Source organism: Metabacillus schmidteae, assembly GCF_903166545.1.
Classification (GTDB): domain Bacteria; phylum Bacillota; class Bacilli; order Bacillales; family Bacillaceae; genus Metabacillus; species Metabacillus schmidteae.
Genome location: NZ_CAESCH010000001.1, coordinates 2,326,814 through 2,350,159, shown reverse-complemented (window position 1 = coordinate 2,350,159; position 23,346 = coordinate 2,326,814). Strand labels below are relative to the sequence as shown.

The window sequence follows — 23,346 nt, the reverse complement described above, 5'->3', positions numbered from 1 at the left end:
AAAGAGGATGACACAATAGGGTCAAGGTCCCAGTCATCCTCTAATACTGCTCATTATTTTTCAGCACGTTTATAATTGAGAAGGCCTGCATTAATCTCTTCCAGTGCTTTCCCTACATACTTGTATGACACCGGCTTCTGAATTTGCTGGTCACTAAGCTCCTGCATTTCACGGGCACGTTTTGCTGCAACTGTTACAAGTGTATATTTAGAATCTAATTTATTCATTAGTACATCAATAGAAGGGTATAACATCTTATTCTACCTCCAGAATTTTTTTGTATCTAGGTGCTACTCGCTCACGACGACAATGTTCTGCTATAACAATCGCTTTTATACGATCACACGCCAAATGAACATCATCATTTTCAACAACATAATCGTAGGCATCCATCATAATAATTTCTTCTTTCGCAACTTTCATTCGGTTATTAATCAGTTCTTCAGACTCGGTACCTCTAGTAACAATTCTGTTTTTCAATTCATTTAAACTAGGCGGACTTAAAAAGATAAACAATCCTTCAGGGAATGCATTTCTTACTTGAAGAGCACCTTGAACTTCGATTTCAAGAAATACGTCTTTTCCTTCACTAAGCGTTTTTTCAACATAGTCAACAGGAGTTCCATAATAATTCCCTACATACTCTGCCCATTCCAATAATTTATTTTGTTCAATTAAAGCCTCAAATTCTTCTTTTGACTTAAAGAAATAATCAACTCCGTCAACTTCACCTTCACGGGGTTTTCTTGTCGTCATAGAGATGGAATATTCAAATGCTGTATCTTCTTGTGAAAATAATTCTTTTCTAACCGTTCCTTTACCTACACCAGATGGTCCTGACAGGACGATTAATAATCCTCTTTCTTTAATCAATGCTTCTATTCCCTACCCTTCGTCTGATAGCTCATCTTTATTTGAAAGCCTTTGAGCAACTGTTTCCGGCTGAACAGCAGACAAGATAATGTGATCGCTATCCATAATCACAACTGCTCTTGTACGACGGCCATATGTTGCGTCAATTAACATCCCTCTATCTCTTGCGTCTTGAATAATTCTCTTAATTGGAGCTGATTCAGGACTAACAATAGAAATAATTCGGTTAGCGGAAACGATGTTCCCAAAACCGATATTGATTAACTTAATGCTCATTCAAATGCTCCCCCTAATTAGGACAAAACTATTTTTGCCTTATAAGCCCTTTTATAATCAATGGTTGTTGATGCTTATTCAATATTTTGAACTTGTTCTTTCAATTTTTCAATAATACTTTTTAATTCAACAACATTTTTTGCAATTTGGCTATCATTTGCTTTTGACCCAATCGTATTAGCTTCCCTGTTTAACTCTTGAACAAGAAAGTCCATTTTACGGCCAATGGGTTCATTAGATGTTAAGGAATCTATGAATTGCTGGATATGACTATGTATTCTTGTAATTTCCTCATTTATGTCCGCTTTATCAGCAAAAAGAGCTACTTCTGTTAGAATTCGATTTTCATCTATTTTTCCTGATATAAAATCCGAAACGCGTTTGCTGATTCGATCCTGGTAATTTTCTACAACAGTCGGGGCCAATTCCTCTAGCTGATGATTAATTTGGCTTAATAAGGTCAACTTTTGATTAAGGTCAGAGGCTAAATGCTCCCCTTCAATTTTTCTCATTACTAATAATTCTTTAACAGCTGTATTAACTAACTCTAAAATACCTTTTTCCAAAGTATTATTTGAAATGGTATCTTCTTGAATATGAATAGCACCTTCTAAAGAAATAATATGCTGTAATGAAAGGTTATCTTCAATAGAAAAACGTTTTTGTATTTGTTGAAGTGAAGAGACATATTGATCTAAAAGATTCCAATCAACTTGAATTGTTTTTGACGTTAGAAAATCACCTTCAACATTTATGTAGATTTCAATACGACCTCGGCTTATAGACTTTGATATGAGCTTTCTTATTTTATCTTCCATATTCATGAGCTGTTTAGGCATTTTTAAATGAATATCTAAAAATCGATGATTAACAGACTTCATTTCAACAGTAAAAAGACAGGAATCAAGTTGCCCGCTTGAGCGGCCAAAGCCAGTCATACTTCTTATCATTATGTATCACTCTCTTTCTAGAAAAGCAAAAAGCACTTGTTGGATAGATTACATACATTTAACATATCATGTTAGATTGTCAACAAGCAAAGGGGATGACTTTTTGGGTCACCCCCCTAAGGATTATAACATAGTCTTTGTGCTTTTTCTTGTTAAAAGTGATCCGGCAAGTAAAAAAGTTGGAATTGCTGATAATCCCAGAATTAACAACCAATCTCGAGCTACTATAGGAAGCGTGTGGAAAATCGGTTGTAAAGGCGGGTAGTAAATCACAACAAGCAGGAGCAAGATTGATGAAATAACCGCGCCAATTAAGTACATATTGCCAAATGGGTTACGCTCAAAAATAGATTTTTCACTCCGACAATCAAAAACGTGAATTAATTGTGCCATAACCAATGTAGCAAAGGCAATCGTTTGAGCGTAAGCAAGATCGTCCGGGTTACGGTAGTATACGATCATAAACGCTGCTAATGTAACGATCCCGATTAGGAAACCACGAGATATAACCTTCCAGCCTAACCCCCTAGCAAAAACACCTTCTTTAGGATGTCTTGGTTTTCGTTTCATTAAATCACCTTCAGGCTTATCCAAACCTAATGCCATAGCAGGCAGACCGTCTGTTACTAGATTAACCCAGAGAATTTGAATAGGTACCAAAGGTAAAGGCAGAGCTAATAACATTGCAAAAAGCATGACCAAAATTTCTCCAACATTTGATGCAAGAAGATAACGAATAAATTTACGGATATTTTCGTAAATATTTCTACCTTCTTTTATTGCTGATTTAATTGTTGCAAAGTTGTCATCAACTAATACTAAAGAAGAAGCTTCCTTTGCCACATCTGTACCGGTAATTCCCATTGAAATACCAATATCAGCAGCCTTTATTGCTGGTGCATCATTGACACCATCTCCTGTCATAGCTACGATATGACCTCTGTTTTGCAGTGCTTTTACAATTTTCAGCTTATGTTCAGGTGAAACACGGGCAAACACATAAACATCATCAACAATGTCCTCCAGCTCTTCGATAGAAAGGTCTGACAAATCCTTTCCTTCCATCACTTTCCCATTATGAGGGAGGATATTAAGTTGCTGTGCAATCGCCTTTGCAGTGATGATATGGTCTCCGGTTATCATCACTGTTTTGATCCCTGCGTCACGACATTCTTTCACTGCTTGTTTTACCTCTGGACGAGGAGGATCAATCATGCCTTGTAAGCCAATAAATACAAGGTCTCTTTCCGCTTCAAAGCTTGTATTTATTTTTTCATTCGCTTTTAACGGTTTAAATGCAACAGCAATTGTTCGCAAAGCTTGAGATGCTAATGATTCAATAGCTTGTTTTACTTTCGTATCATATTTACTATTAAAATTCTCCTGCCGTTCATTCCATAAAATATATTTTGAAACCCCTGCTAAAACATCAGGCGCTCCTTTTGTTACGACAAATTGATTTCCCGATTTATCCCTTACAATAACACTCATCATTTTTCGAGCTGAGTCAAATGGAAATTCTTCGATCACTTCAAAATTTTTAAATAATGTTTCTTTTCTTAAACCTGCTTTCATCGCTGCTACTAATAGAGCCCCTTCTGTAGGATCACCGTCAAGATGATATTGCCCGTCCTTCTCTATTAACGATGCAGTATTGCATAATGAGCCAAAGGTTAAAATTTGCTGTAAAGTTTTTGTCTTCTCCACTTCAACTTGCTCACTATTTCTTAAAAATTCTCCATGCGGATGATATCCTGTCCCGGTAACATTCCATACCTGATCACCTGACCATACATGTGTTACAGTCATTTTATTCTGTGTCATTGTGCCGGTTTTATCTGAACAAATAACAGAAGCACACCCTAATGTTTCGACTGCAGGTAGTTTCCGTACGATGGAATTTTGTTTAATCATTCGCTGAACACCAAGTGATAGAGCCACAGTTACGATTGCAGGAAGGCCTTCTGGTATAGCTGCTACCGCTAAAGACACTCCAGCCAAAAACATACTGTAAAGATCATGACCTTGCAGCACACCAATGCTGACAACAAGCAGGGTTAAAAATAACGCGACAACAATTAATATTTTTCCTAACTGCTCAAGACGTCTTTGAAGAGGTGTATCCATTGCTTCAGCATTTTGAAGAAGGTCTGCAATTTGGCCCATTGCTGTATTCATCCCTGTACCAATTACAACACCAATTCCGGAACCTCTAGTGACGAGAGTTCCCATAAAGACCATGTTTGTTAAATCACCAAGACCTACATTTTCACCCGCTATTGGCTGTGTTGATTTTTGGACCGGTAAGGACTCCCCTGTTAAGGCGGATTCTTCTAGCTCTAAACTCTTTGTGTCTATTAACCTCATATCCGCACCAATCCGGTCACCGCTTGTGAACTTAACAATATCACCAGGTACTAATTCTTTTGAGAGAATTTTTTCCCACGCACCATCTCGTAACACAGTAACTTGAGGAGCAGATAGTTCTTTTAACGCTTCTAAAGAACGCTCGGCACGCCTCTCTTGGAAAAAACCTAGTACCCCATTCACAATTACGATTGCTATAATTGCAATGGCATCAATGTATTCACCTAAAAGACCGGAAATTAATGTTGCTGCTAGTAGTACAAGGACCATAAAGTCTTTAAATTGACTCAGGAATATTATAATAGCTGAAGGTCGGTCAGCTTCTTTCAATTCATTAAGTCCAAATTTCTGTGTTCTTTTTTGTACCTCCTTATTCGTTAATCCTACATCACGGTCTGAAGAGATTGTATTCATTACTTCATCTGATCTCATTTCATGCCACTTCATGAATCACCTACACACCCCTTTTAAACGAATATTTTCACTCTCAAGGATTCTTTTCATCGAATGACCTTGTAGTTGCCAAGCCTATAAGACAACTTATTCAGACTCGTCCTAAAACATGCTATAATCATGTAGAAAAGTTATGAACTCTAAAGCTATTTCATGCAAGAGAATATACTTCCTAACTTTTTATATGAACACAATGCCTATTAACAAAAAGGAGTTATTGTCATGTCATTTGATGGTCTATTTACATATACGATTACAGAAGAATTAAAAAATGTTCTCTTAAACGGAAAGATTACAAAAATACACCAACCCTATAAATACGATCTGATCTTTCAAATCAGATCAGGGGGTAAAAATCACAAGCTATTCCTTTCCGCCCACCCTAGCTATGCTAGGCTTCATTTAACAAATGAAAGTTATGAAAACCCAAGTGAGCCACCTATGTTCTGTATGCTTCTTAGAAAGCACCTAGAAGGTGGTGTAATTGAACATATTGAACAACCAGGAATGGAGAGAATCGTCATTATCGATGTTAGAAGTCGGAATGAGCTCGGTGATGTGACTGTTAAGCGATTAATGATTGAGATTATGGGGAGACATAGTAATGTTATTTTGGTCGATAGAGAAAGGGGTATGATAGTTGATAGTATTAAGCATCTATCACCTGCTGTTAACCGACATCGAACCGTATTACCGGGTCATTCTTATGTTCTACCGCCGGAACAAGGAAAAGCAAACCCATTCGAAGCAGACGAAGAACTTGTCTTAAAAAAATTAGATTTTAATTCAGGGAAAATAGCCCAACAGATTGTTCAGCAGTTTTCAGGGATTTCACCTTTATTTGCAAGTGAAGTAACCCATCGAGCAGGACTTGTTAACCGTAGAACAATTCCGGAAGCTTTTTTATCACTTATAAATGAGATTAAGGAAAATAAGATATCTCCAAGCATTTATGAACAGCGTCAAAAAGAACAATTTTATATGATACACCTCACCCATCTAGCTGATGCGAAAGTAAAGAGTTTTCCAACGATTTCTGAAGCTTTAGATCGCTATTATTATGGAAAAGCAGAAAGAGATCGTGTAAAACAGCAAGGTAATGACTTAGAACGATTTATGGTGAATGAAAAGAAAAAAAATGAAAAGAAAATAAAAAAATTAGCGGCTACACTAGACCAGGCCGAAAAGGCAAATGAATTCCAATTATATGGAGAGCTAATAACAGCCAATATCTATGCGATCAAAAAGGGAGATAAAGTAGCAGACGTTATTAATTATTATGATGAAGAAAACAAATCGATCACAATTCCACTGGATGTTCAAAAAACTCCTTCTGAAAATGCACAAAAATATTTTTTAAAGTATCAAAAAGCAAAAAATTCAGTTGAAGTGGTTCATGAACAAATACAATTAGCCCAAGCTGAAATTGATTATTTCGAAGGATTAATTCAACAAATTGAATCAGCTTCCCCAAAAGATATTGAGGAAATTCGCGAGGAATTAATTGAAGGCGGTTATGTAAAACAAAGGCAGTCCCGCAATACGAAAAAGAAAAAAAGCCTTAAGCCTATTCTTGAGCATTACCTTTCAACTGATGGGACAGAAATGATCGTAGGAAAAAACAATAAACAGAATGAATACTTAACAAATAAGCTTGCTGCCCGTGATGATATATGGCTACATACAAAAGATATTCCAGGTTCCCATGTTGTCATAAGAAACAGTAACCCATCAGAACAAACAATTGTAGAAGCTGCAAACCTTGCAGCGTATTTTAGTAAAGCGAAAAACTCCAGTTCTGTTCCTGTTGACTACACTGCAATAAGACATGTTAAAAAGCCAAGCGGAGCTAAGCCTGGATTTGTCATTTATGATAATCAGCAAACAGTATATGTCACTCCGAATGAAGATCTTGTCTTTCATTTACGCAGAAACTAAAGCAAAAACACCGTCTTCTAAAGCGGTGTTTTTATTATTTCATTTGTTTTCTCTGTATCGTTTGGTAAGATTAAATTTGGAACTTTTTATTTTATTTTCATAAAAAGGAGGAGTATTTCGTTTTAAGTAAAAATGCAGCTTATGTATATATTCTCATTGGTGCAGCATTATGGGGAATGATTGGTTTATTTTTTCAAGGGTTTTATTCAAAGAACGATTTACCTTCAGAAAAGTTCTATCCTTTATATAGTATATTTGGCAAATTTGCACTTGCAAAATATTCAACTGTAACTGTGACAACATATACTTTTATTTTTGCTGCAATAGCGATTACACCATCATATAAAAAACGAGGAACATGAATTTTTCTATTCATCCCCTCGTTATTTTTTTGTTGCTTTATTTTGCTGTCTTAGTTCATATAATCGATCAAGCTCTTTAATATATTCTTCGTCAAACTGACTTGAAAGCTGTTCGCATATTTCTTTTGCACGTCTTGGACTTGCCCCATTTGTTGAAACGGAAATAGAAAGCCTTCCTTTTTTCACTGACTTTGGTACGATAAAATTCCCTTTAGTCATATTACTTGCTACGTTCACTAGTTGAAATTCATTAACATTTGCAGCCACCCACTCATTTATTGCTGGATCATTTGTAGCAGCAACGATAATAAATGCATGCTGTAAATCTGAAAGTTCAACTTTTTTTTGCTGCCAGGATATTTGCCTTTTTTGATACAAATCTTCTATGTCTTTATTAATTTCAGGGCTAATAACTGAGATATTTGCACCTTCTTCCAAAAAAAGCAAAAGACGTCGATAAGCAATTTTTCCTCCACCAATAATTAAAACCTGACGATCGGCTACATTAATGTGAAGTGGAAGCATTGAATTTCTCCCCATCAAAGGAATAGAATCCATCACTATTTTCTATTGCTTCTATTACACGTTGTGAAAAAAGATCAAGTAGAATAGGGTGTGGTCCTAGATAAGAACATACTTCAATTTGACGATCTGTCCAATCAAATTGTTTTATCGTTTGGTCGATTTCTCTTTTTAGTAACCCTGTAAATATTAAATAAGGGATAATGAAAATTGAATGCTCATTTGATTGATGAATATCAACAATCGTCTGCTTAAAACGTGGTTCTGCAGCTGTTAAAAAACAAGTATGGACTTTTTTTACGTTGGATTTTTCTTGTAAATAAGAGGATATTTTATTCAAATCACGGACAACGTCTTTATCACTACTACCCCTACCAACCAGAATTGCGATGGATGAGTTCGTAATAGGAGATTTTTCATTCATCTTGTCCATTAGCATTTCAACTAGGAGTGGATCAACCCCGATTGGTTTACCGTACGTAACCTGCACATTGGGAAAAGCTGCTGATATATGAGCAACTTCCTCTGGAATATCAATTTTAGCATGTGCAGCTGTTAATAATAAGAGTGGAATAACAGCTATAGAAGTTGCTCCCTGTTCCACACATGCTTTAAACCCCTTTTCAATGGAAGGTTCAGCTAGTTCCAGAAAGCAAACCTCTTGAATTGGTGCATGAATTCCCGGTTTTACCTTTTCAATGAATTCAATTGCTTCTTCACGTGCTTTAGGAACCCGACTTCCATGACAAACATATAAAACAGCTTGCGTCATAATATTTGAGCCTCCCTTTGTTCATATTTTGCAATTAATTCCTCATACCAACTAAGCTGTTCTCTTAACTTAACAACTTCTCCAACTATAATCATACTTGGGTTTGTAACTTTTTCTTTGACAACTCGATCATAAATATCCTCAAGAGTCCCTGTTACTGTTTTTTGAACGTTGGTTGTTCCCCATTGAATAATTGCAACAGGTGTATGTCTATTTCTCCCATGCTTGATAAGCTGTTCTTGAATATACGGCAAATTGCCTACCCCCATATAAATGGCAAGCGTATCGATTCCTTTTGCTAATGATTCCCATTTATTTTCTTCATCATTACCTTCTCTTCTATGTCCCGTTACAAATGCAACACTTTCACTTAAATTTCGATATGTAACAGGTATGCCTGCATATGCAGCTGCTGCAATACCGGAAGAAACTCCTGGTACTATTTCATATGGAATCTGGTGCATTCTTAACGCTTCGGCTTCTTCTCCTCCACGACCAAAGATAAAAGGATCTCCACCTTTTAGCCGTGTAACCACTTTTCCATTTTTCGCATATTTAATCAAGAATTGATTAATTGTTTCCTGCTTCATTGTATGATAGTTTGGTAACTTTCCACAATAAACAAGCTCACAATCTTTCTTTGCATGTTTTAGTATTTCCTTGTTCACTAATCGATCATATAGAATTACATCCGATTGCTGAATGCATTTTAGTGCCTTAATCGTTATTAATTCTTCATCACCAGGTCCCGCTCCAACTAAAAACACCCTTGTCATGAAAGCTCTCCTCCCTACCTTTTATAGATTATTAAAATATTTTACCTTAAATGAAAGTAATAGCAATTGGTTATACCAATTGCTATTATCATAAAATATTTTATTTTTGAATTAAGCCTTTTTCTAAAAGAAAATCAACAATTTGCTTCACTGATGCTTCAATATCTTGAGCTTCTGTATCAACAATTATCGCAGGATTTTCCGGTTCCTCATACGGAGAATCAATACCAGTGAAATGCTTTATTTCATTATTTCGTGCTTTTTTGTACAAGCCCTTCGGATCACGTACTTCACATTCATCCAATGAACATTTAACATAAACTTCAAAGAATTCATTTTCAGAGAGAATGTCTTTTACTTGTTGTCTGTCTTCACGGAAAGGTGAAATAAATGCAGTTAACACGATTTGACCACTGTCTACAAACAGCTTAGATACTTCACCGATACGGCGAATATTTTCTTTTCGATCTTCATCTGTAAACCCTAAGTCTTTATTTAACCCGTGACGGATATTATCACCATCAAGAACATAAGCCTGAATACTTGATTCATACAAATATCTTGCTAGTGCGTTTGCTAGAGTTGATTTTCCTGATCCCGAAAGACCAGTAAACCATAATACATAGCTTTGGTATTTATTCTTTTCTCTTCTTTCTTCTTTTGTTACAGACGTATCATGCCAAACAATATTATTCGCTGCCATGCTAAAGGTCCCCCTCTTTTAAGAATTAACTGTTTCTCTCATTCCTCTGATTAATACTTCTACAACTTCTTTACGACTGAATGTGCTTGGAGGAAGTTCTCCATTTCGAAGCATTTCGCGAACCTTTGTACCTGAAAGAATAACACGATCTTCCTTACCATGTGGACATGTTTTTGAGGAAGCCATTCCTTCACATTTTGTGCAATAGAAGCTATGCTCGAAGAACATCGGTGTAATGCCTAACTCATCAGCTGTGAAGTTTAGGAATATTTTTTGTGCATCATATGTTCCATAATAATCGCCTACTCCTGCATGATCTCTACCAACGATAAAATGTGTACAACCGTAGTTTTTACGTACTAATGCATGGAAAATAGCTTCACGTGGTCCTGCATAGCGCATTGCAGCTGGGAAAACTGCAAGATGAACTCGATCTTCCGGGTAATAATTTTTCAATAATACCTGATAGCTTTCCATACGGATATGGGCAGGAATATCATCTGATTTTGTTTCTCCGACTAATGGATTTAAAAATAGCCCATCAACTGTTTCCAATGCAGTTTTTTGAATGTATTCGTGAGCACGGTGAACAGGATTACGAGTTTGGAATCCAACAATTGTTTTCCAGTTTAACTCTTCAAATTTTGCTCGAGATTCTTTCGGATCTAAATAGAAGTCAGCAAACTTCTTCTCCGGACGATTCACAAGTGTGATTTCTCCACCCACGTAGACATTTCCACGTTCAAACATTTTCTTCACACCAGGATGTGCAAGATCATTTGTACGATAAACATTTACAGCTTCCTTTTGTTTATCAGGTGTAAAAATATCAGAAATTTTAATTGTGCCATATGTAACTTGTTCTGACACAAGGCGTACTTCTTCACCGATTGATAATGAGGATGCTTTTTCCTCTGTTACAGGTAATGTGATAGGTATGCTCCATACAACACCATCTTTTAATTTCATATTCTCAACAACAGATTCATAATCTTCTTGGGATAGAAATCCTTCAATTGGACTGTATCCTCCAATTGCAATAAGTTCAAGATCACTCAATGAAATGGCATCTAATTCAATTTCTTTTTGAATATGTGATACATCTGCTCCTAAAGATAATTTTTGAATTAATGTTCCTCCGTGTGGCAGTAAGCTCATAGTATAATTCCTCCAAATTTAGATGTATTATTAGTATAAATGATAAATTTATCTTCCTATTATTTGCATTTTTATAAAACCAATGTGAATAATAGGGATTAAAGCATTAAATTCCCCCGCCCTCTTCATGAACGGTACGTTTTTCCTGTCTACTCGCTTTCATAAGACTGTTTGCTCCAATTGTAGCAAGTAATAAACTACCTAACACAAAAATTGTATATAGATCACTTTCTAAAAACAACTTCACTAAGAAATAAGACATTGTTAGTGAAACAAGTGGGGAGATTAACCAAACCATCAACATATTTTTCACAACTTTTTGTTGAAAAACATTTGTACCTGATTTTGCAATACCGATTCCTAATATAGATGAAGTCGTAATTTGAGTTAACGGAACTGGAATTCCAAATATAGATGCGATCGTAACAAGTGTAGCTCCTGTACCTGAAATAAGCACACCTTCAATTTTGGAAAAACTCGTGATCTTTTTTCCATTTGTTTCAAGCACTCGTCGTCCTAAAAACAACGCACCAATTGCAACAAAGATTCCACCGTATAGGGTTCCCTTCGACACTGTTAGAATACCAGCACTTACAAGAGGCCCGACAGCATTTGCCACGTTATTCATTCCAGCGGAAAAGGCTTCAAAAAATCCTGCAAATATCAGTAAGTAAGTAATTATTTTCCCTTGAAAATTATACTTTTCATTGAGCTTAAATTTATGAAGAACCATGATAAATAGATAGGCGATTCCAAATGCGATAATAGGAACAATAAACCAAAACATAACAATGTAAAGTAAATTATTTACAAATAATGCTTTGTATGCAATCCCGACACCAACAACGGCACCTACAGTTACTTCACTTGTAGAAAGCGGAATTCCTAATAGGTTTGATAAGAACAAGGAGAACGTTGCAGAAAACAGAATAATAATAACCAATTTTATTGAAATTAGTGATGATGGAATGATTCCCCCACTAATTGTTTTGACAACTTCCCCACCGCCAATAACAGCTCCTAATATGATCCCGATACCACATAAGATTAAAGCATTTCTTGGTCGCAAAATTGCGCCTGATCCGTATGCAACACCCATTGAGGCAGCTGCACCGCTAGCCCCAATATTCATTGCAAAAAAGAAGCTAATAATGATGGCAATGATCTCTAACATTTAATAATCCTCCTATTGGTGGAGGCCACATTCTGTTTTCATTTGCCCTGACCATCTACCTGATCTTAAATCATTTTCATTAAATGCCGGCTTCGTGCAATGAAAACAACCAATACTTGGGTAGCCACGATCATGTAACGGATTATAGATAAGATCATTTTTATGAACGTATCTCCATACATCTTTCCAAGTCCAATGAATGAGTGGGCAAATCTTTACTGAATGAAAGCGTTCATCCTTATTAATGTAATTTACATGCTTTCTTGTTTCTGATTGTTCTCGTCTTAAACCTGAAATCCAAGCTGTTGCACCATTTAAAGTAGAGGTTAATGGAACAATCTTACGAATATTACAGCACTGATTAGGATTTGTTTCCCACAATTTATCACCATATTGCTCGGCTTGTTCTTCAAGAGTTAGTTCCGGTTTCTTTAACTCGATATTTAGTGAAGGATATTTTTCTTTCACTTTATCAATCAATTCATATGTTTCCTTAAAGTGAACATCAGTATCAAGAAAAACAATTTTAGCATCCGGCTTTACTTTGGAAATTAAATCAATTAAAACAATTCCCTCAATACCAAAACTGCATGCATAGACTACCTCTTCACCGTATTGGTCATAAGCCCAGTTAATTACATTGAGCGCACCTTTATATTTTTCATCAATTTCAAAATCATTACTTGGTTCAATCCAATTTTCATATGTTAACATACAATTCACCTCTTTCTTCCAAACTATTAAGCTCGGATTTCAAATACCCTTTATTCACACGTTAATACTCGGAATTAAGTGCGATAAAACCTATCAACATAGTATGAATTATACACCTAATTTGTGATTTGACAATACATTTGCATGATATTTTTATGCTTTAGTTTTCATTAAATATCTGAATTTACCACTTGTATATGTTTATAGCATACTTTTTATAATATTAATTCAAAATTTTAGCATAATTTTGCAAAATGTCAACCCGAGTTTGTTGATCGGATTAATAATTTATTCATATTTTTATAGTATGATCATAAGTTTTGTAGGAAGAAGGAGGAATACTATGTGGATGTTTGTTATTGATATAATGATAGTTATTGTTTCTTTTTATTTCTTTTCAATATTTACTGCACATATTTTTATGTACAAGCCTGATCCTGATATTCTGTTCCAGTTAAAAAGCATGGGAAGCTCATTTTTATTTGCCGTCATTGGAATTTTGTTATTAAGATTATTGGCCAAATTAAAAACGCCTGAAAAGTGGCGTAGTTTGATTTACCTTGTTATTTTTCTATCAGGTGCTGTAGGCACATTTGCATATCTAACCTCTACTATTTTTGGATTAATATAAATAAGCGTTTTGTCCGTTAACAAAACGCTTATTTTTTCTGAATCTGTTGGATTATCCTTCAAGCCATTTTTCTGAAGATGGGTTCTCTCTCCACATTTTCAACTTGTTGATATCTTGTTCTGTTACATAACCTTCCTCTGCAGCAACTTCTACAAGTGTATCATAATCACATAATGAGTGGGATTTAATATTAGCTTCACTTAATCTAGATTTTCCAAGGGCAAGATCATATGTAAAGATTGATACAATCCCAAGGACCTCACAGCCAGCAGCACGAAGAGCCTCCACTGCTGTAATAGCACTTCCTCCAGTTGAAATTAAATCTTCTACAACTACAACCTTTTGGTTTTCAGAAACACTACCTTCTATTTGATTTCCTTTACCATGCCCCTTTGCTTTACTACGTACATAACACATTGGTAAATTTAATTTATCACTTACCCATGCTGCATGCGGGATGCCTGCTGTAGCTGTACCTGCCACTACTTCTACTTCAGGGTAATTCTCTTTAATTAAGCTTGAAAGTCCGTCAGCTATATCAGTTCGTATGGCAGGAAATGATAAAGTAAGGCGATTATCACAGTATATAGGTGATTTTAACCCACTGGACCATGTAAACGGATCATTTGGTTGGAGGTACACTGCCTTGATTTCTAGTAGATGTTTTGCGATTGTATGTTTCATTCCCCTGATTCCTCCCAAGCTTTTTTTACATTAATATAGGCTTCATAAGGATTTTCTGCCTTTGTAATACTTCTGCCAACTACAATAGCCGTTGAACCCAGGCGACGAGCCTGATCTGGTGTTGCTATTCTAGTTTGGTCGTCTGATGAGTCATCTTTCATACGAATACCTGGAGTTACTGTCATAAATGAAGTTCCTAATCTAAGATTAAGAGATTCTACTTCATGTGTTGAGCAGACAACTCCCTCCAGCCCGCTTTCCTCAGCCATTTGCGCATAATGAAGGACAACATCATTAATATCAACTTTTAAAAGTAGCTCTTCCTCTACCATTGTTTGAGAAGTACTTGTTAGTTGTGTGACAGCGATACAAGCAGGACGTTTTTTTCCTTCAGGTGTTCCAGCTTCTAAGCCTTCAATTGCTGCCTGCATCATTTTTTTACCACCAGCAGCATGAACATTGACTAAATCAACATCCAATTTAGCTAATCCTCGCATTGCCTGTTTAACAGTGTTTGGAATATCATGGAGTTTCAAGTCAAGAAAGATTTTGTGTCCCAATTGTTTAATATGTGAAATAATTGATGGGCCTTCTTGGTAGAACAGCTCCATTCCCACTTTCACATATAGCTTTTCATCTTCAAACTTATTCAGAAACGTTTCTACTTCTTTTGCATCTTGAAAATCAAGAGCTATAATGAGGGGTCTTTCCATTTACCTTCCAACTCCTTCCAATACATTCTGTTATATGCTCAAAACCAAGCTCTTTTAATCTGATTGGCAGCTTTTCAATAATTTCAGGACAAACATAAGGATTAACAAAGTTTGCTGTACCGACAGCAACTGCGCTGGCACCGGCATATAAAAATTCTATCACATCGTCTACATTCTGAACGCCGCCCATTCCGATAATCGGAATATTTACAGCCTGGCTTACTTCGTAGATCATCCGAATGGCGACCGGTTTAATTGCGGGACCAGATAGTCCACCTGTTTTATTCGCTATTACAGGTTTACCTGTTTTTAGATCAAGCCTCATACCAATGAGTGTATTAATCATCGTTAAGCCATCAGCACCAGCTTGTTCGATTGCTTTTGCCATCTCAACAATGTTTGAAACGTTTGGTGAAAGTTTCACATAAACCGGTACTGCAGAGACTTTTTTTACAGCCCTCGTTAGCTCTGCAGCTACCTCTGGAATAGTCCCAAACGCAATTCCGCCTGTTTTTACATTGGGACATGAAATATTTAATTCAAGAGCATGAACATTTTGCGCCTGACTGATCTTTTCTGCTACATACACATAGTCCTCAATTTGCGAGCCTGCAACATTTGCAATAATTGGAACATCATACTGCTCAAGCCAGGCTAATTCTTCAGAAATAACTTTTTCGACTCCAGGATTTTGAAGACCAATTGCATTTAACATTCCCGCTTCTGTTTCTGCCACACGTGGAGTCGGGTTGCCAAAACGCGGCTCCTGTGTACTAGCTTTTATCATAATTGAGCCAAGTTGACTTAAATCATAAAACTTACTATATTCCCTGCCAAAGCCAAAGCAGCCTGATGCCGGCATGATTGGATTCTTAAGTGATAAACCAGGTAAGTTAATATCTAGCATGTTATAATACCACCTCTCCAGCCTTAAACACAGGCCCATCACTACAGACTTTTTTGTAGCTCGTTCCAGTTGGATCATCACCAGTGTGACATACACATGCGAAACAAGCTCCAACGCCACAGCCCATTCTTTCTTCTAGTGAAAGAAATAGTGGTTTATGGCCATGAAGTTTTTCTAATGCTCTTAACATTGGAGTTGGACCGCAAGTATACATTGTATCGAACTGCATGTCGTGATCTTTAATTGCATCTGTTACAAAGCCTTTATACCCATAAGAACCATCGTCAGTTGTGACAATTGTTTTACCAAGTTTAGAAAACTCTTCTTCTAAAAATACAGCATTTTCAGATTGGAACCCCAGAACATGTTGTACTTTCACACCTTTTGCTACCAATTGTCTTGATAGCTCAAGTAAAGGAGGTACGCCAATTCCGCCGCCTACTAATAAAGCTGTTTGTCCACTCTCAACCTGTTCAATCGGAAATCCATTTCCTAGAGGACCTAAAACATCTACTACATTTTCAACGACCTTTTGAGAAAGGAGCTGAGTGCCAGCCCCTTCTGCTCTATAGATCATAGTAAATTGTTTTTTCTCTTTATTGATTTCAGAAATACTAATCGGTCTTCTTAATAGAGGTGTTGTTCCTTTTGAAACCTTTAAGTGTACGAACTGACCGGGATTGCCCATTTCTGAAACTAGTTCACCTTGTAGAGTTAGCTGGAAAATATGTTCCGCTATTTTTTCATGCTTTGTCACGACCATGAGTTCTTTTTTTATCACGTTAAGCTCACCTCTAGTTGCTTCTTGATCTTAGGCATTGTATCTGTTGAGAAAGTCATTGATTCAAGTACACGTAAAATGGCTACAGCTGTATCTAATGAAGTTAAACAAGGAATACCATTTTCTACTGATTCACGACGAATTTTAAATCCATCTCTAGCTGGCTGTTTACCTTTTGTTAGCGTATTGATGACAAATTGGGCTTCACCTTTGCGAATAACGTCCAGTAAATTCGGTTCATCTGCACCAATCTTATTGACTACTTTTGCCGGGATGTTATTGCTTCCTAAATAATCCGCAGTCCCACTTGTAGCAAGGATTTGATATCCAATTTGATGGAATCTTCTAGCAATCTCTAAACCTTCTTCTTTATCTTTATCTGCTACTGTTAACAACACAGAGCCATGGTTTTTAATTTGAATTCCAGAAGCAACAAGTGCTTTGTAAAGAGCTTTTTCAAGAGTTACATCTTTCCCCATTACTTCTCCAGTCGATTTCATTTCAGGTCCTAATGTAATATCCACTCGACGTAACTTCGCAAATGAGAAGACTGGAGCCTTTACATATACACCTTCACTCTCTGGATGTAAGCCTGTTTCATATCCAAGTTCAGCAAGTTTCGCACCTAAAATAACTTTTGTAGCTAGGTTTGCCATTGGTACTCCTGTAATCTTGCTTAGGAATGGAACAGTTCGGCTTGAACGAGGATTTACTTCAAGGACATAAACTTCACCTTTTGAGAGTACAAATTGGATATTTAACAACCCAACAATATTTAAGCCTTTTGCAAGCTTGATCGTGTAATCAATGATGCTATTTTTGATTTCCTCTGATAATGATTGTGGTGGATACACAGCGATCGAATCACCTGAGTGTACACCAGCACGTTCAATGTGTTCCATAATTCCAGGAATAAGAACTGTTTCTCCATCAGAAATCGCATCAACTTCAATTTCTTTACCTGTTAAATATTTATCGATTAGTACAGGGTGTTGCGGGTTAATTTTCACTGCATTATTCATGTAGTGTAAAAGCTCAGCTTCTTGATAAACAATTTCCATTGCACGTCCACCAAGTACATATGATGGTCTAACAAGTACTGGGTAGCCGATTCCTTCTGCAATTTTTACAGCCTGGTCAACAGAAGTAGCAGTTTTTCCAAGTGGCTGTGGTACACCAAGTGTTGCTAATGTGTGCTCAAATTTATCACGATCCTCAGCACGATCTAAATCCTCAAGAGATGTTCCAAGAATTTTTACGCCTCTAGCTTCTAACTCATCTGCAAGATTTATAGCTGTTTGCCCACCGAATTGAACAACTACACCCTTTGGTTTTTCTAAATCGATAATATGCATAACATCTTCGATTGTTAGTGGTTCAAAATAAAGCTTATCTGAAATACTGAAATCTGTTGAAACTGTTTCCGGGTTGTTATTTACGATAATAGCTTCATATCCAGCTTCTTTTATCGCCCAAACAGAGTGTACAGTAGCATAATCAAACTCAACACCTTGACCAATTCGAATTGGACCTGATCCAAGAACAACGACACTTTCACGCTCAGTAACAATTGATTCGTTCTCATCCTCATAAGATCCGTAGAAATAAGGTGTTGCCGATTCGAATTCCGCAGCACATGTATCAACCATTTTATAGACTGGGATAATATTTGCTTGTTTTCTTAACTCGTAAACTTCACGATCATTTGTATTCCACAGTTTTGCAATCTCAGAATCTGCAAAGCCCATTTCTTTAGCTTTTTGCAATGTTGTTAATTCATAAGGATTTTCTTTAAGTTTCTGTTCAAACGAAATGATTTTTTCAATTTTCATTAAGAAGAATAAGTCAATTTTACTCCACTCGTGAATCGTTTCTTTTGTCACGCCTCTTCTAAACGCTTCGCCAATGTAAAACAATCTTTCGTCTCCAGCTTTACGAATACGTTTTTCAATCAGCTCATCAGTAAATTGATCTGCATCTTTTAATCGTAGATAATCTACATCAGATTCCAGAGAGCGCACTGCTTTTAATAATGATTCTTCAAGTGTACGTCCAATCGCCATTACCTCACCAGTTGCTTTCATTTGAGTTCCTAAACGACGGTTTGCAGACTCAAACTTATCGAATGGCCAGCGAGGGATCTTAGATACGATATAGTCTAATGCAGGCTCGAAACATGCATATGTTCTACCTGTAACAGGATTTTTCATTTCATCAAGTGTTAAGCCAACGGCTATTTTTGCCGCAAGTTTTGCAATTGGGTAACCAGTTGCTTTTGAAGCTAAAGCTGATGATCTACTTACACGTGGATTAACCTCAATGATATAGTATCTAAAACTGTCTGGATCAAGCGCTAGTTGAACATTACATCCACCTTCAATTTTTAAGGCACGGATGATTTTTAATGACACATTACGAAGCATTTGATATTCGCGGTCACTTAATGTTTGACTTGGTGCAAAAACAATTGAGTCACCAGTATGAACACCAACAGGATCAAAGTTTTCCATGTTACATACAACGATGGCATGGTCATTTGAATCACGCATTACTTCATACTCAATTTCTTTAAAGCCTGCAATACTCTTTTCAAGAAGACACTGTGTTACAGGACTGTTTTTTAACCCGCTCGTCACGATTTCAACAAGCTCTTCGTCGTTTTCACAAATTCCTCCACCAGTTCCTCCTAATGTATAAGCAGGTCTTACGATAACTGGGTAACCAATTTGTTTAACGAACGCAAATGCCTCATCTAAATTGTGGATAATTTCACTTTCAGGTACCGGCTCATTTAGCTCATTCATTAATCGTCTAAATAAATCACGATCCTCCGCCTGCTTAATCGCAGATAGTTTTGTTCCTAAGATTTCAACTCCGCACTCTTCAAGTACACCAGATTCAGCAAGCTCAACTGCCATGTTAAGACCTGTTTGACCACCTAATGTTGGAACAAGTGCATCTGGGCGCTCTTTACGAATAATATTGCTTAAAAATTCAACCGTAAGGGGCTCAATATATACTTTATCTGCAATTTCAGTATCCGTCATAATTGTTGCCGGGTTTGAGTTGACAAGAACAACTTCATATCCCTCTTCTTTAAGTGCGATACACGCTTGCGTTCCAGCATAGTCAAACTCTGCAGCTTGACCAATTACGATTGGACCTGAACCGATAACAAGAATTTTATTGATGTCTGTACGTTTTGGCATTATAGAACCCCTTCTTTCTTATTAGCTTCAATCATCAAGTTTAAAAATTGATCAAATAATCCGTTCGCATCCTCTGGACCTGGTGAAGCCTCTGGATGGTATTGAACTGTAAATGCAGGTGCTTGTTTATGTTTTAAACCTTCAACTGTTCCATCGTTTAATGCAACATGTGTTACTTCTAATTCAGTATCCTTAATTGAATCTTCCCTAACTGTATATCCATGGTTTTGTGAAGTAATATCTACTTTACCTGTGCTTATTTCTTTTACCGGGTGGTTAGATCCACGGTGACCGAATTTCATTTTTTCTGAATCTGCACCACAAGCTAAGGCAAATAATTGATGTCCTAAACATATTCCAAATAACGGAACTTTCCCTAAAATACCTTTAATCATTTCAATTGCTTCAGGTACATCCTTTGGATCTCCAGGACCGTTCGAAAGCATAATTCCATCCGGGTTAAGTTGTAATACTTCCTCAGCTGTTACATTATGAGGAACAACAACTACGTCACAGTTACGTTTATTTAATTCTCTTAAAATACCATGCTTCATCCCAAAATCAACTAATACTACGCGGTGTCCTCTACCAGGGCTTGGATATGCTGTTTTAGTCGAAACAACTTGCACTTGATTAGTAGGAAGTTGCGTTCCCTTTAGTCTGCTAATAACTTCGTCCGGGTTTGCATCTGCTGAGCAGATCGCTCCTTTTAATGTCCCATGCATACGAATAATTCTAGTTAACTTACGAGTGTCAATCCCGGAAATTCCTGGAATGTTTTTCATTTTAAAGTACTCGTCAATTGTGTATTCACTTCTCCAGTTTGAAGGATAGTCACAAAATTCTTTTACAACAAACCCGTTAATAAAAGGTGCAATGGTTTCAAAATCATCTCTGTTAATCCCATAGTTTCCGATTAATGGATACGTTAATGTAACAATTTGACCACAGTATGAAGGATCTGAAAGAATCTCTTGGTAACCTGTCATACCTGTATTAAATACGACTTCTCCGAAATTTTCTTTGTCACTTCCAAATGCTTCACCTAAAAATACTGTTCCATCTTCTAAGATTAGTTGTCTTTTCATACTGTGATGCCTCCCTTTTCCCATACAAAGTTTCCATCTACGATTGTTAATGTTGGCCAGCCTTTACATTCCCAGCCTGTGAATGGTGTATTTTTTCCTTTTGATAAAAATTCACTTGGGTCAATTGACGCTTCTGTTTCTAAATCTACAATTGTAATATCAGCTGTTTCTCCAACTTTAAGTACTCCTCCTGTTAAACCAAACGCTTTTGCAGGTTCAACCGTTAGGAAATCGACTACCTGTTTTAATGTGAATTTCTTTGTTAAAACGAAATGTGTGTATAATAACGGAAATGCTGTTTCTAATCCGACGATTCCGAATGGTGCTAACTGCATACCTTCTGCTTTTTCTTCCGCTGCATGTGGGGCATGATCTGTTGCAATGAAATCAATTGTTCCATCTAATAAACCTTCAATTAAAGCTTCTTGATCTGCTTTTCCTCTTAAAGGAGGATTCATTTTAAAGTTCGGATCAAGTCCTGGAATATCATCTTCACATAATAATAAGTGATGTGGTGTTACCTCAGCTGTTACGTTAATTCCGGCACGCTTTGCATCTCTTACCACTCGTACAGATTCTTTTGTACTAATATGGCACACATGATAGTGACAGCCTGCAGCTTCCGCAAGAAGGATATCCCTCGCGATATGTACAGACTCACATACAGAAGGAATTCCATTAATGCCATGCTTTTCAGAAAATTCGCCTTCGTGTACTGAACCTTTATTAATTAATGTATTTTCCTCACAGTGTGCAACAATTGCTGCACCGATAGAAGCTGCTTTTTTCATTGCTTCCAGCATTTTCCCTGCAGATTGGACTCCTACTCCATCATCAGTAAAAGCAAATGCCCCCGCTTCTTTTAATGCCTCAAAGTTTGTTAATTCTTCACCAAGCTGTCTAGTTGTAATAGAAGCATATGGCAGTACTTTTACAACGGCTGTTTCTTTAATACGATTTTGCAACCATTCCATTTGCTCTTTTGTATCAGGTACCGGACGAGTGTTTGGCATAGGCGCAATTGTTGTAAAGCCGCCTTTTGCTGCACTTTGTGTACCTGTTGCAATTGTTTCTTTGTGTTCACCGCCTGGCTCTCTTAAGTGGACATGCAGGTCGATAAATCCTGCTGAAATTAATTGACCATTAACTGATATGATTTCACAACCTTCTGTTGAAAGGTTTTCTCCAATTTCAACAATCTTACCATTTTCCACCTTTACATCTGACTTTTTCAACTCACCAAGCTCATCTAAAATTAATCCATTTTTAAGAACATATAACATGTTTCATTACCTCCTGATTTTGCTCAATTTGTTGTAAAGCTCTCTTTAAAACTGCCATTCTGGCAAACACACCATTTTCCATTTGTTTGAAGATTCTGGAACGCTCGCATTCTATTAAATCACCATCAATTTCAACTCCACGATTGACAGGTGCAGGATGCATAATGATTGCATTCTTATTCATAAGTTTTTCTCTTTCTTTTGTTAAACCAAACTCATGTAAGTAATCTGCTGCATGATCTTTTTCTTCATGTCTTTCATGTTGAATTCTTAGAAGCATCACAACATCTGATTGTTGGATCGCCGTATGAACATCCACATATTCACCAAAAGTGTTTGTTGAATCCTGCCATTTACTTGGGCCGGAGAAAAGTACTCTTGCTCCCAATCTTGTTAAAACTTCTGCATTAGATCTTGCAACACGGCTATGTCTTATATCTCCATGAATCGATACCGTCAAACCTTCAAAATGACCAAATTCTTGCTTAATTGTGAGTAGATCTAACAGTGATTGTGTTGGATGATGACCACAACCATCTCCTGCATTAATAATAGGGATAGATACCTTATCAATCAAATCCTCAAAAAAGTGATCTTGTTGATGCCTTATCACCACTGCATTGGCACCAATTGATTCAAGTGTCTTCACTGTATCATACAAAGATTCACCTTTTTGAACACTCGAATGCTCTGCTGTAAAATTCAGAACCTGTAGACCTAATTTCTTTTCAGCTACTTCAAAACTAAATCTTGTTCTTGTACTAGGCTCAAAAAATAAGTTTGAGACAAAAACAGTATCTAATGGTTTCCATCCTTTTCCTGCTCGATATTGTTCTGCATCATCTAAGATTGAGTAGATTTCTTCATTAGAAAGCTGGTTCATCATTAGTAGGTTTAACATGCCCAACCACTCCTATGTTCCTATTTTGGGAGAAAAGCTTATTACTAGTTTTCCTTTTTTAAAAAAACACCCTGATATTGGTTATCAGGGTGTTTTAGGTAGAGCAAATGA

At 36.7% G+C, this 23,346-nt stretch carries 23 protein-coding genes; 2 read left to right on the top strand and 21 right to left on the bottom strand.

Features of this window, described 5'->3' with window-relative positions:
- Positions 1–53: 53 nt before the first annotated feature.
- The 5 genes from rpoZ to HWV59_RS11225 form a co-directional block, all read right to left on the bottom strand.
- Entirely contained in the window at positions 54–254 is a 201-nt protein-coding gene (gene rpoZ / locus HWV59_RS11245; RefSeq protein WP_102229649.1) for a DNA-directed RNA polymerase subunit omega, read from the bottom strand.
- A gap of 1 nt (position 255) precedes the next feature.
- Entirely contained in the window at positions 256–870 is a 615-nt protein-coding gene (gmk, locus tag HWV59_RS11240; RefSeq protein ID WP_102229927.1) for a guanylate kinase, read from the bottom strand.
- Between the two features lie 15 nt (positions 871–885).
- Complete coding sequence (gene remA, locus HWV59_RS11235) at positions 886–1,149, bottom strand: extracellular matrix/biofilm regulator RemA (RefSeq protein ID WP_026559405.1); 264 nt, start codon at positions 1,147–1,149, stop codon at positions 886–888.
- Positions 1,150–1,223: 74 nt separating this feature from the next.
- Positions 1,224–2,099, bottom strand: a complete 876-nt coding sequence (locus HWV59_RS11230) for a YicC/YloC family endoribonuclease (RefSeq protein WP_102229648.1) — start codon at positions 2,097–2,099, stop codon at positions 1,224–1,226.
- A 123-nt stretch (positions 2,100–2,222) separates the two neighbouring features.
- On the bottom strand, positions 2,223–4,913 hold the full coding sequence (locus HWV59_RS11225; protein ID WP_102229647.1) for a calcium-translocating P-type ATPase, SERCA-type: 2,691 nt from the start codon (positions 4,911–4,913) through the stop codon (positions 2,223–2,225).
- Between the two features lie 228 nt (positions 4,914–5,141).
- On the opposite strand from HWV59_RS11225, the gene HWV59_RS11220 reads away from it, so the two are divergent.
- Complete coding sequence (locus HWV59_RS11220; RefSeq protein ID WP_102229646.1) at positions 5,142–6,857, top strand: Rqc2 family fibronectin-binding protein; 1,716 nt, start codon at positions 5,142–5,144, stop codon at positions 6,855–6,857.
- A 235-nt stretch (positions 6,858–7,092) separates the two neighbouring features.
- Here the strand turns inward: HWV59_RS11220 and HWV59_RS27525 are convergent, their stop codons facing one another.
- From HWV59_RS27525 to HWV59_RS11180, 8 genes are all read right to left on the bottom strand, one after another.
- Complete coding sequence (locus HWV59_RS27525) at positions 7,093–7,233, bottom strand: hypothetical protein (RefSeq protein WP_175638850.1); 141 nt, start codon at positions 7,231–7,233, stop codon at positions 7,093–7,095.
- A gap of 7 nt (positions 7,234–7,240) precedes the next feature.
- Positions 7,241–7,744 (bottom strand): NAD(P)-dependent oxidoreductase, encoded by a 504-nt coding sequence (locus tag HWV59_RS11210; protein WP_175638849.1) that lies wholly within the window; start codon positions 7,742–7,744, stop codon positions 7,241–7,243.
- Complete coding sequence (locus tag HWV59_RS11205) at positions 7,725–8,513, bottom strand: sirohydrochlorin chelatase (protein WP_102229643.1); 789 nt, start codon at positions 8,511–8,513, stop codon at positions 7,725–7,727. The genes HWV59_RS11210 and HWV59_RS11205 overlap by 20 nt, the downstream gene beginning before the upstream one ends.
- Entirely contained in the window at positions 8,510–9,289 is a 780-nt protein-coding gene (cobA, locus tag HWV59_RS11200; RefSeq protein ID WP_175638848.1) for a uroporphyrinogen-III C-methyltransferase, read from the bottom strand. The genes HWV59_RS11205 and cobA overlap by 4 nt, the downstream gene beginning before the upstream one ends.
- 100 nt (positions 9,290–9,389) lie before the next feature.
- The gene (cysC, locus tag HWV59_RS11195) at positions 9,390–9,992 is read right to left on the bottom strand and encodes an adenylyl-sulfate kinase (protein ID WP_102229641.1); all 603 of its coding nucleotides are present in this window, start codon (positions 9,990–9,992) and stop codon (positions 9,390–9,392) included.
- A gap of 18 nt (positions 9,993–10,010) precedes the next feature.
- Positions 10,011–11,150 (bottom strand): sulfate adenylyltransferase, encoded by a 1,140-nt coding sequence (sat, locus tag HWV59_RS11190; RefSeq protein ID WP_102229640.1) that lies wholly within the window; start codon positions 11,148–11,150, stop codon positions 10,011–10,013.
- 106 nt (positions 11,151–11,256) lie between these two features.
- On the bottom strand, positions 11,257–12,324 hold the full coding sequence (locus tag HWV59_RS11185; RefSeq protein ID WP_102229639.1) for an inorganic phosphate transporter: 1,068 nt from the start codon (positions 12,322–12,324) through the stop codon (positions 11,257–11,259).
- Between the two features lie 12 nt (positions 12,325–12,336).
- Positions 12,337–13,038, bottom strand: coding sequence for a phosphoadenylyl-sulfate reductase (locus HWV59_RS11180; RefSeq protein WP_102229638.1), 702 nt, complete (start codon positions 13,036–13,038; stop codon positions 12,337–12,339).
- Positions 13,039–13,381: 343 nt separating this feature from the next.
- Here HWV59_RS11180 and HWV59_RS11175 point away from each other — a divergent pair, with 343 nt between their 5' ends.
- Positions 13,382–13,669 carry a hypothetical protein gene (locus tag HWV59_RS11175; RefSeq protein ID WP_102229637.1) on the top strand — a complete coding sequence of 96 codons (288 nt, stop codon included), beginning with the start codon at positions 13,382–13,384 and terminating at the stop codon, positions 13,667–13,669.
- 51 nt (positions 13,670–13,720) lie between these two features.
- On the opposite strand, the gene pyrE is transcribed toward HWV59_RS11175, so the two are convergent.
- From pyrE to HWV59_RS11135, 8 genes are read right to left on the bottom strand one after another with little or no spacing between them, the layout of a single operon-like run.
- Positions 13,721–14,353 (bottom strand): orotate phosphoribosyltransferase, encoded by a 633-nt coding sequence (gene pyrE / locus HWV59_RS11170; RefSeq protein WP_102229636.1) that lies wholly within the window; start codon positions 14,351–14,353, stop codon positions 13,721–13,723.
- Complete coding sequence (gene pyrF, locus HWV59_RS11165; protein WP_102229635.1) at positions 14,350–15,066, bottom strand: orotidine-5'-phosphate decarboxylase; 717 nt, start codon at positions 15,064–15,066, stop codon at positions 14,350–14,352. The genes pyrE and pyrF overlap by 4 nt, the downstream gene beginning before the upstream one ends.
- A complete protein-coding gene (locus tag HWV59_RS11160; RefSeq protein WP_407941632.1) occupies positions 15,038–16,012 on the bottom strand; it encodes a dihydroorotate dehydrogenase in 975 nt (324 codons plus the stop codon). Before HWV59_RS11160 ends, pyrF begins: the two co-directional genes overlap by 29 nt.
- Positions 15,975–16,751 (bottom strand): dihydroorotate dehydrogenase electron transfer subunit, encoded by a 777-nt coding sequence (locus HWV59_RS11155; protein WP_235991822.1) that lies wholly within the window; start codon positions 16,749–16,751, stop codon positions 15,975–15,977. The genes HWV59_RS11160 and HWV59_RS11155 overlap by 38 nt, the downstream gene beginning before the upstream one ends.
- Positions 16,751–19,963 (bottom strand): carbamoyl-phosphate synthase large subunit, encoded by a 3,213-nt coding sequence (gene carB / locus HWV59_RS11150; RefSeq protein WP_175638847.1) that lies wholly within the window; start codon positions 19,961–19,963, stop codon positions 16,751–16,753. The genes HWV59_RS11155 and carB overlap by 1 nt, the downstream gene beginning before the upstream one ends.
- Positions 19,963–21,051 carry a carbamoyl phosphate synthase small subunit gene (locus tag HWV59_RS11145; protein WP_175638846.1) on the bottom strand — a complete coding sequence of 363 codons (1,089 nt, stop codon included), beginning with the start codon at positions 21,049–21,051 and terminating at the stop codon, positions 19,963–19,965. Before HWV59_RS11145 ends, carB begins: the two co-directional genes overlap by 1 nt.
- Positions 21,048–22,334 carry a dihydroorotase gene (locus tag HWV59_RS11140; protein ID WP_102229630.1) on the bottom strand — a complete coding sequence of 429 codons (1,287 nt, stop codon included), beginning with the start codon at positions 22,332–22,334 and terminating at the stop codon, positions 21,048–21,050. The genes HWV59_RS11145 and HWV59_RS11140 overlap by 4 nt, the downstream gene beginning before the upstream one ends.
- The gene (locus HWV59_RS11135) at positions 22,318–23,235 is read right to left on the bottom strand and encodes an aspartate carbamoyltransferase catalytic subunit (protein WP_175638845.1); all 918 of its coding nucleotides are present in this window, start codon (positions 23,233–23,235) and stop codon (positions 22,318–22,320) included. Before HWV59_RS11135 ends, HWV59_RS11140 begins: the two co-directional genes overlap by 17 nt.
- Positions 23,236–23,346: the final 111 nt, after the last annotated feature.

Excerpts from the sequence above, each read along its gene's own strand:
- rpoZ (WP_102229649.1), bottom strand. The coding sequence starts at position 254 with ATGTTATACCCTTCTATTGATGTACTAATGAATAAATTAGATTCTAAA.
- remA (WP_026559405.1), bottom strand. The coding sequence starts at position 1,149 with ATGAGCATTAAGTTAATCAATATCGGTTTTGGGAACATCGTTTCCGCT.
- HWV59_RS11230 (WP_102229648.1), bottom strand. The coding sequence starts at position 2,099 with ATGATAAGAAGTATGACTGGCTTTGGCCGCTCAAGCGGGCAACTTGAT.
- HWV59_RS11225 (WP_102229647.1), bottom strand. The coding sequence starts at position 4,913 with ATGAAGTGGCATGAAATGAGATCAGATGAAGTAATGAATACAATCTCT.
- HWV59_RS11220 (WP_102229646.1), top strand. The coding sequence starts at position 5,142 with ATGTCATTTGATGGTCTATTTACATATACGATTACAGAAGAATTAAAA.
- HWV59_RS27525 (WP_175638850.1), bottom strand. The coding sequence starts at position 7,233 with ATGAATAGAAAAATTCATGTTCCTCGTTTTTTATATGATGGTGTAATC.
- HWV59_RS11210 (WP_175638849.1), bottom strand. The coding sequence starts at position 7,744 with ATGCTTCCACTTCACATTAATGTAGCCGATCGTCAGGTTTTAATTATT.
- HWV59_RS11205 (WP_102229643.1), bottom strand. The coding sequence starts at position 8,513 with ATGACGCAAGCTGTTTTATATGTTTGTCATGGAAGTCGGGTTCCTAAA.
- cobA (WP_175638848.1), bottom strand. The coding sequence starts at position 9,289 with ATGACAAGGGTGTTTTTAGTTGGAGCGGGACCTGGTGATGAAGAATTA.
- cysC (WP_102229641.1), bottom strand. The coding sequence starts at position 9,992 with ATGGCAGCGAATAATATTGTTTGGCATGATACGTCTGTAACAAAAGAA.
- sat (WP_102229640.1), bottom strand. The coding sequence starts at position 11,150 with ATGAGCTTACTGCCACACGGAGGAACATTAATTCAAAAATTATCTTTA.
- HWV59_RS11185 (WP_102229639.1), bottom strand. The coding sequence starts at position 12,324 with ATGTTAGAGATCATTGCCATCATTATTAGCTTCTTTTTTGCAATGAAT.
- HWV59_RS11180 (WP_102229638.1), bottom strand. The coding sequence starts at position 13,038 with ATGTTAACATATGAAAATTGGATTGAACCAAGTAATGATTTTGAAATT.
- HWV59_RS11175 (WP_102229637.1), top strand. The coding sequence starts at position 13,382 with ATGTGGATGTTTGTTATTGATATAATGATAGTTATTGTTTCTTTTTAT.
- pyrE (WP_102229636.1), bottom strand. The coding sequence starts at position 14,353 with ATGAAACATACAATCGCAAAACATCTACTAGAAATCAAGGCAGTGTAC.
- pyrF (WP_102229635.1), bottom strand. The coding sequence starts at position 15,066 with ATGGAAAGACCCCTCATTATAGCTCTTGATTTTCAAGATGCAAAAGAA.
- HWV59_RS11160 (WP_407941632.1), bottom strand. The coding sequence starts at position 16,012 with ATGGGCCTGTGTTTAAGGCTGGAGAGGTGGTATTATAACATGCTAGAT.
- carB (WP_175638847.1), bottom strand. The coding sequence starts at position 19,963 with ATGCCAAAACGTACAGACATCAATAAAATTCTTGTTATCGGTTCAGGT.
- HWV59_RS11145 (WP_175638846.1), bottom strand. The coding sequence starts at position 21,051 with ATGAAAAGACAACTAATCTTAGAAGATGGAACAGTATTTTTAGGTGAA.
- HWV59_RS11140 (WP_102229630.1), bottom strand. The coding sequence starts at position 22,334 with ATGTTATATGTTCTTAAAAATGGATTAATTTTAGATGAGCTTGGTGAG.
- HWV59_RS11135 (WP_175638845.1), bottom strand. The coding sequence starts at position 23,235 with ATGTTAAACCTACTAATGATGAACCAGCTTTCTAATGAAGAAATCTAC.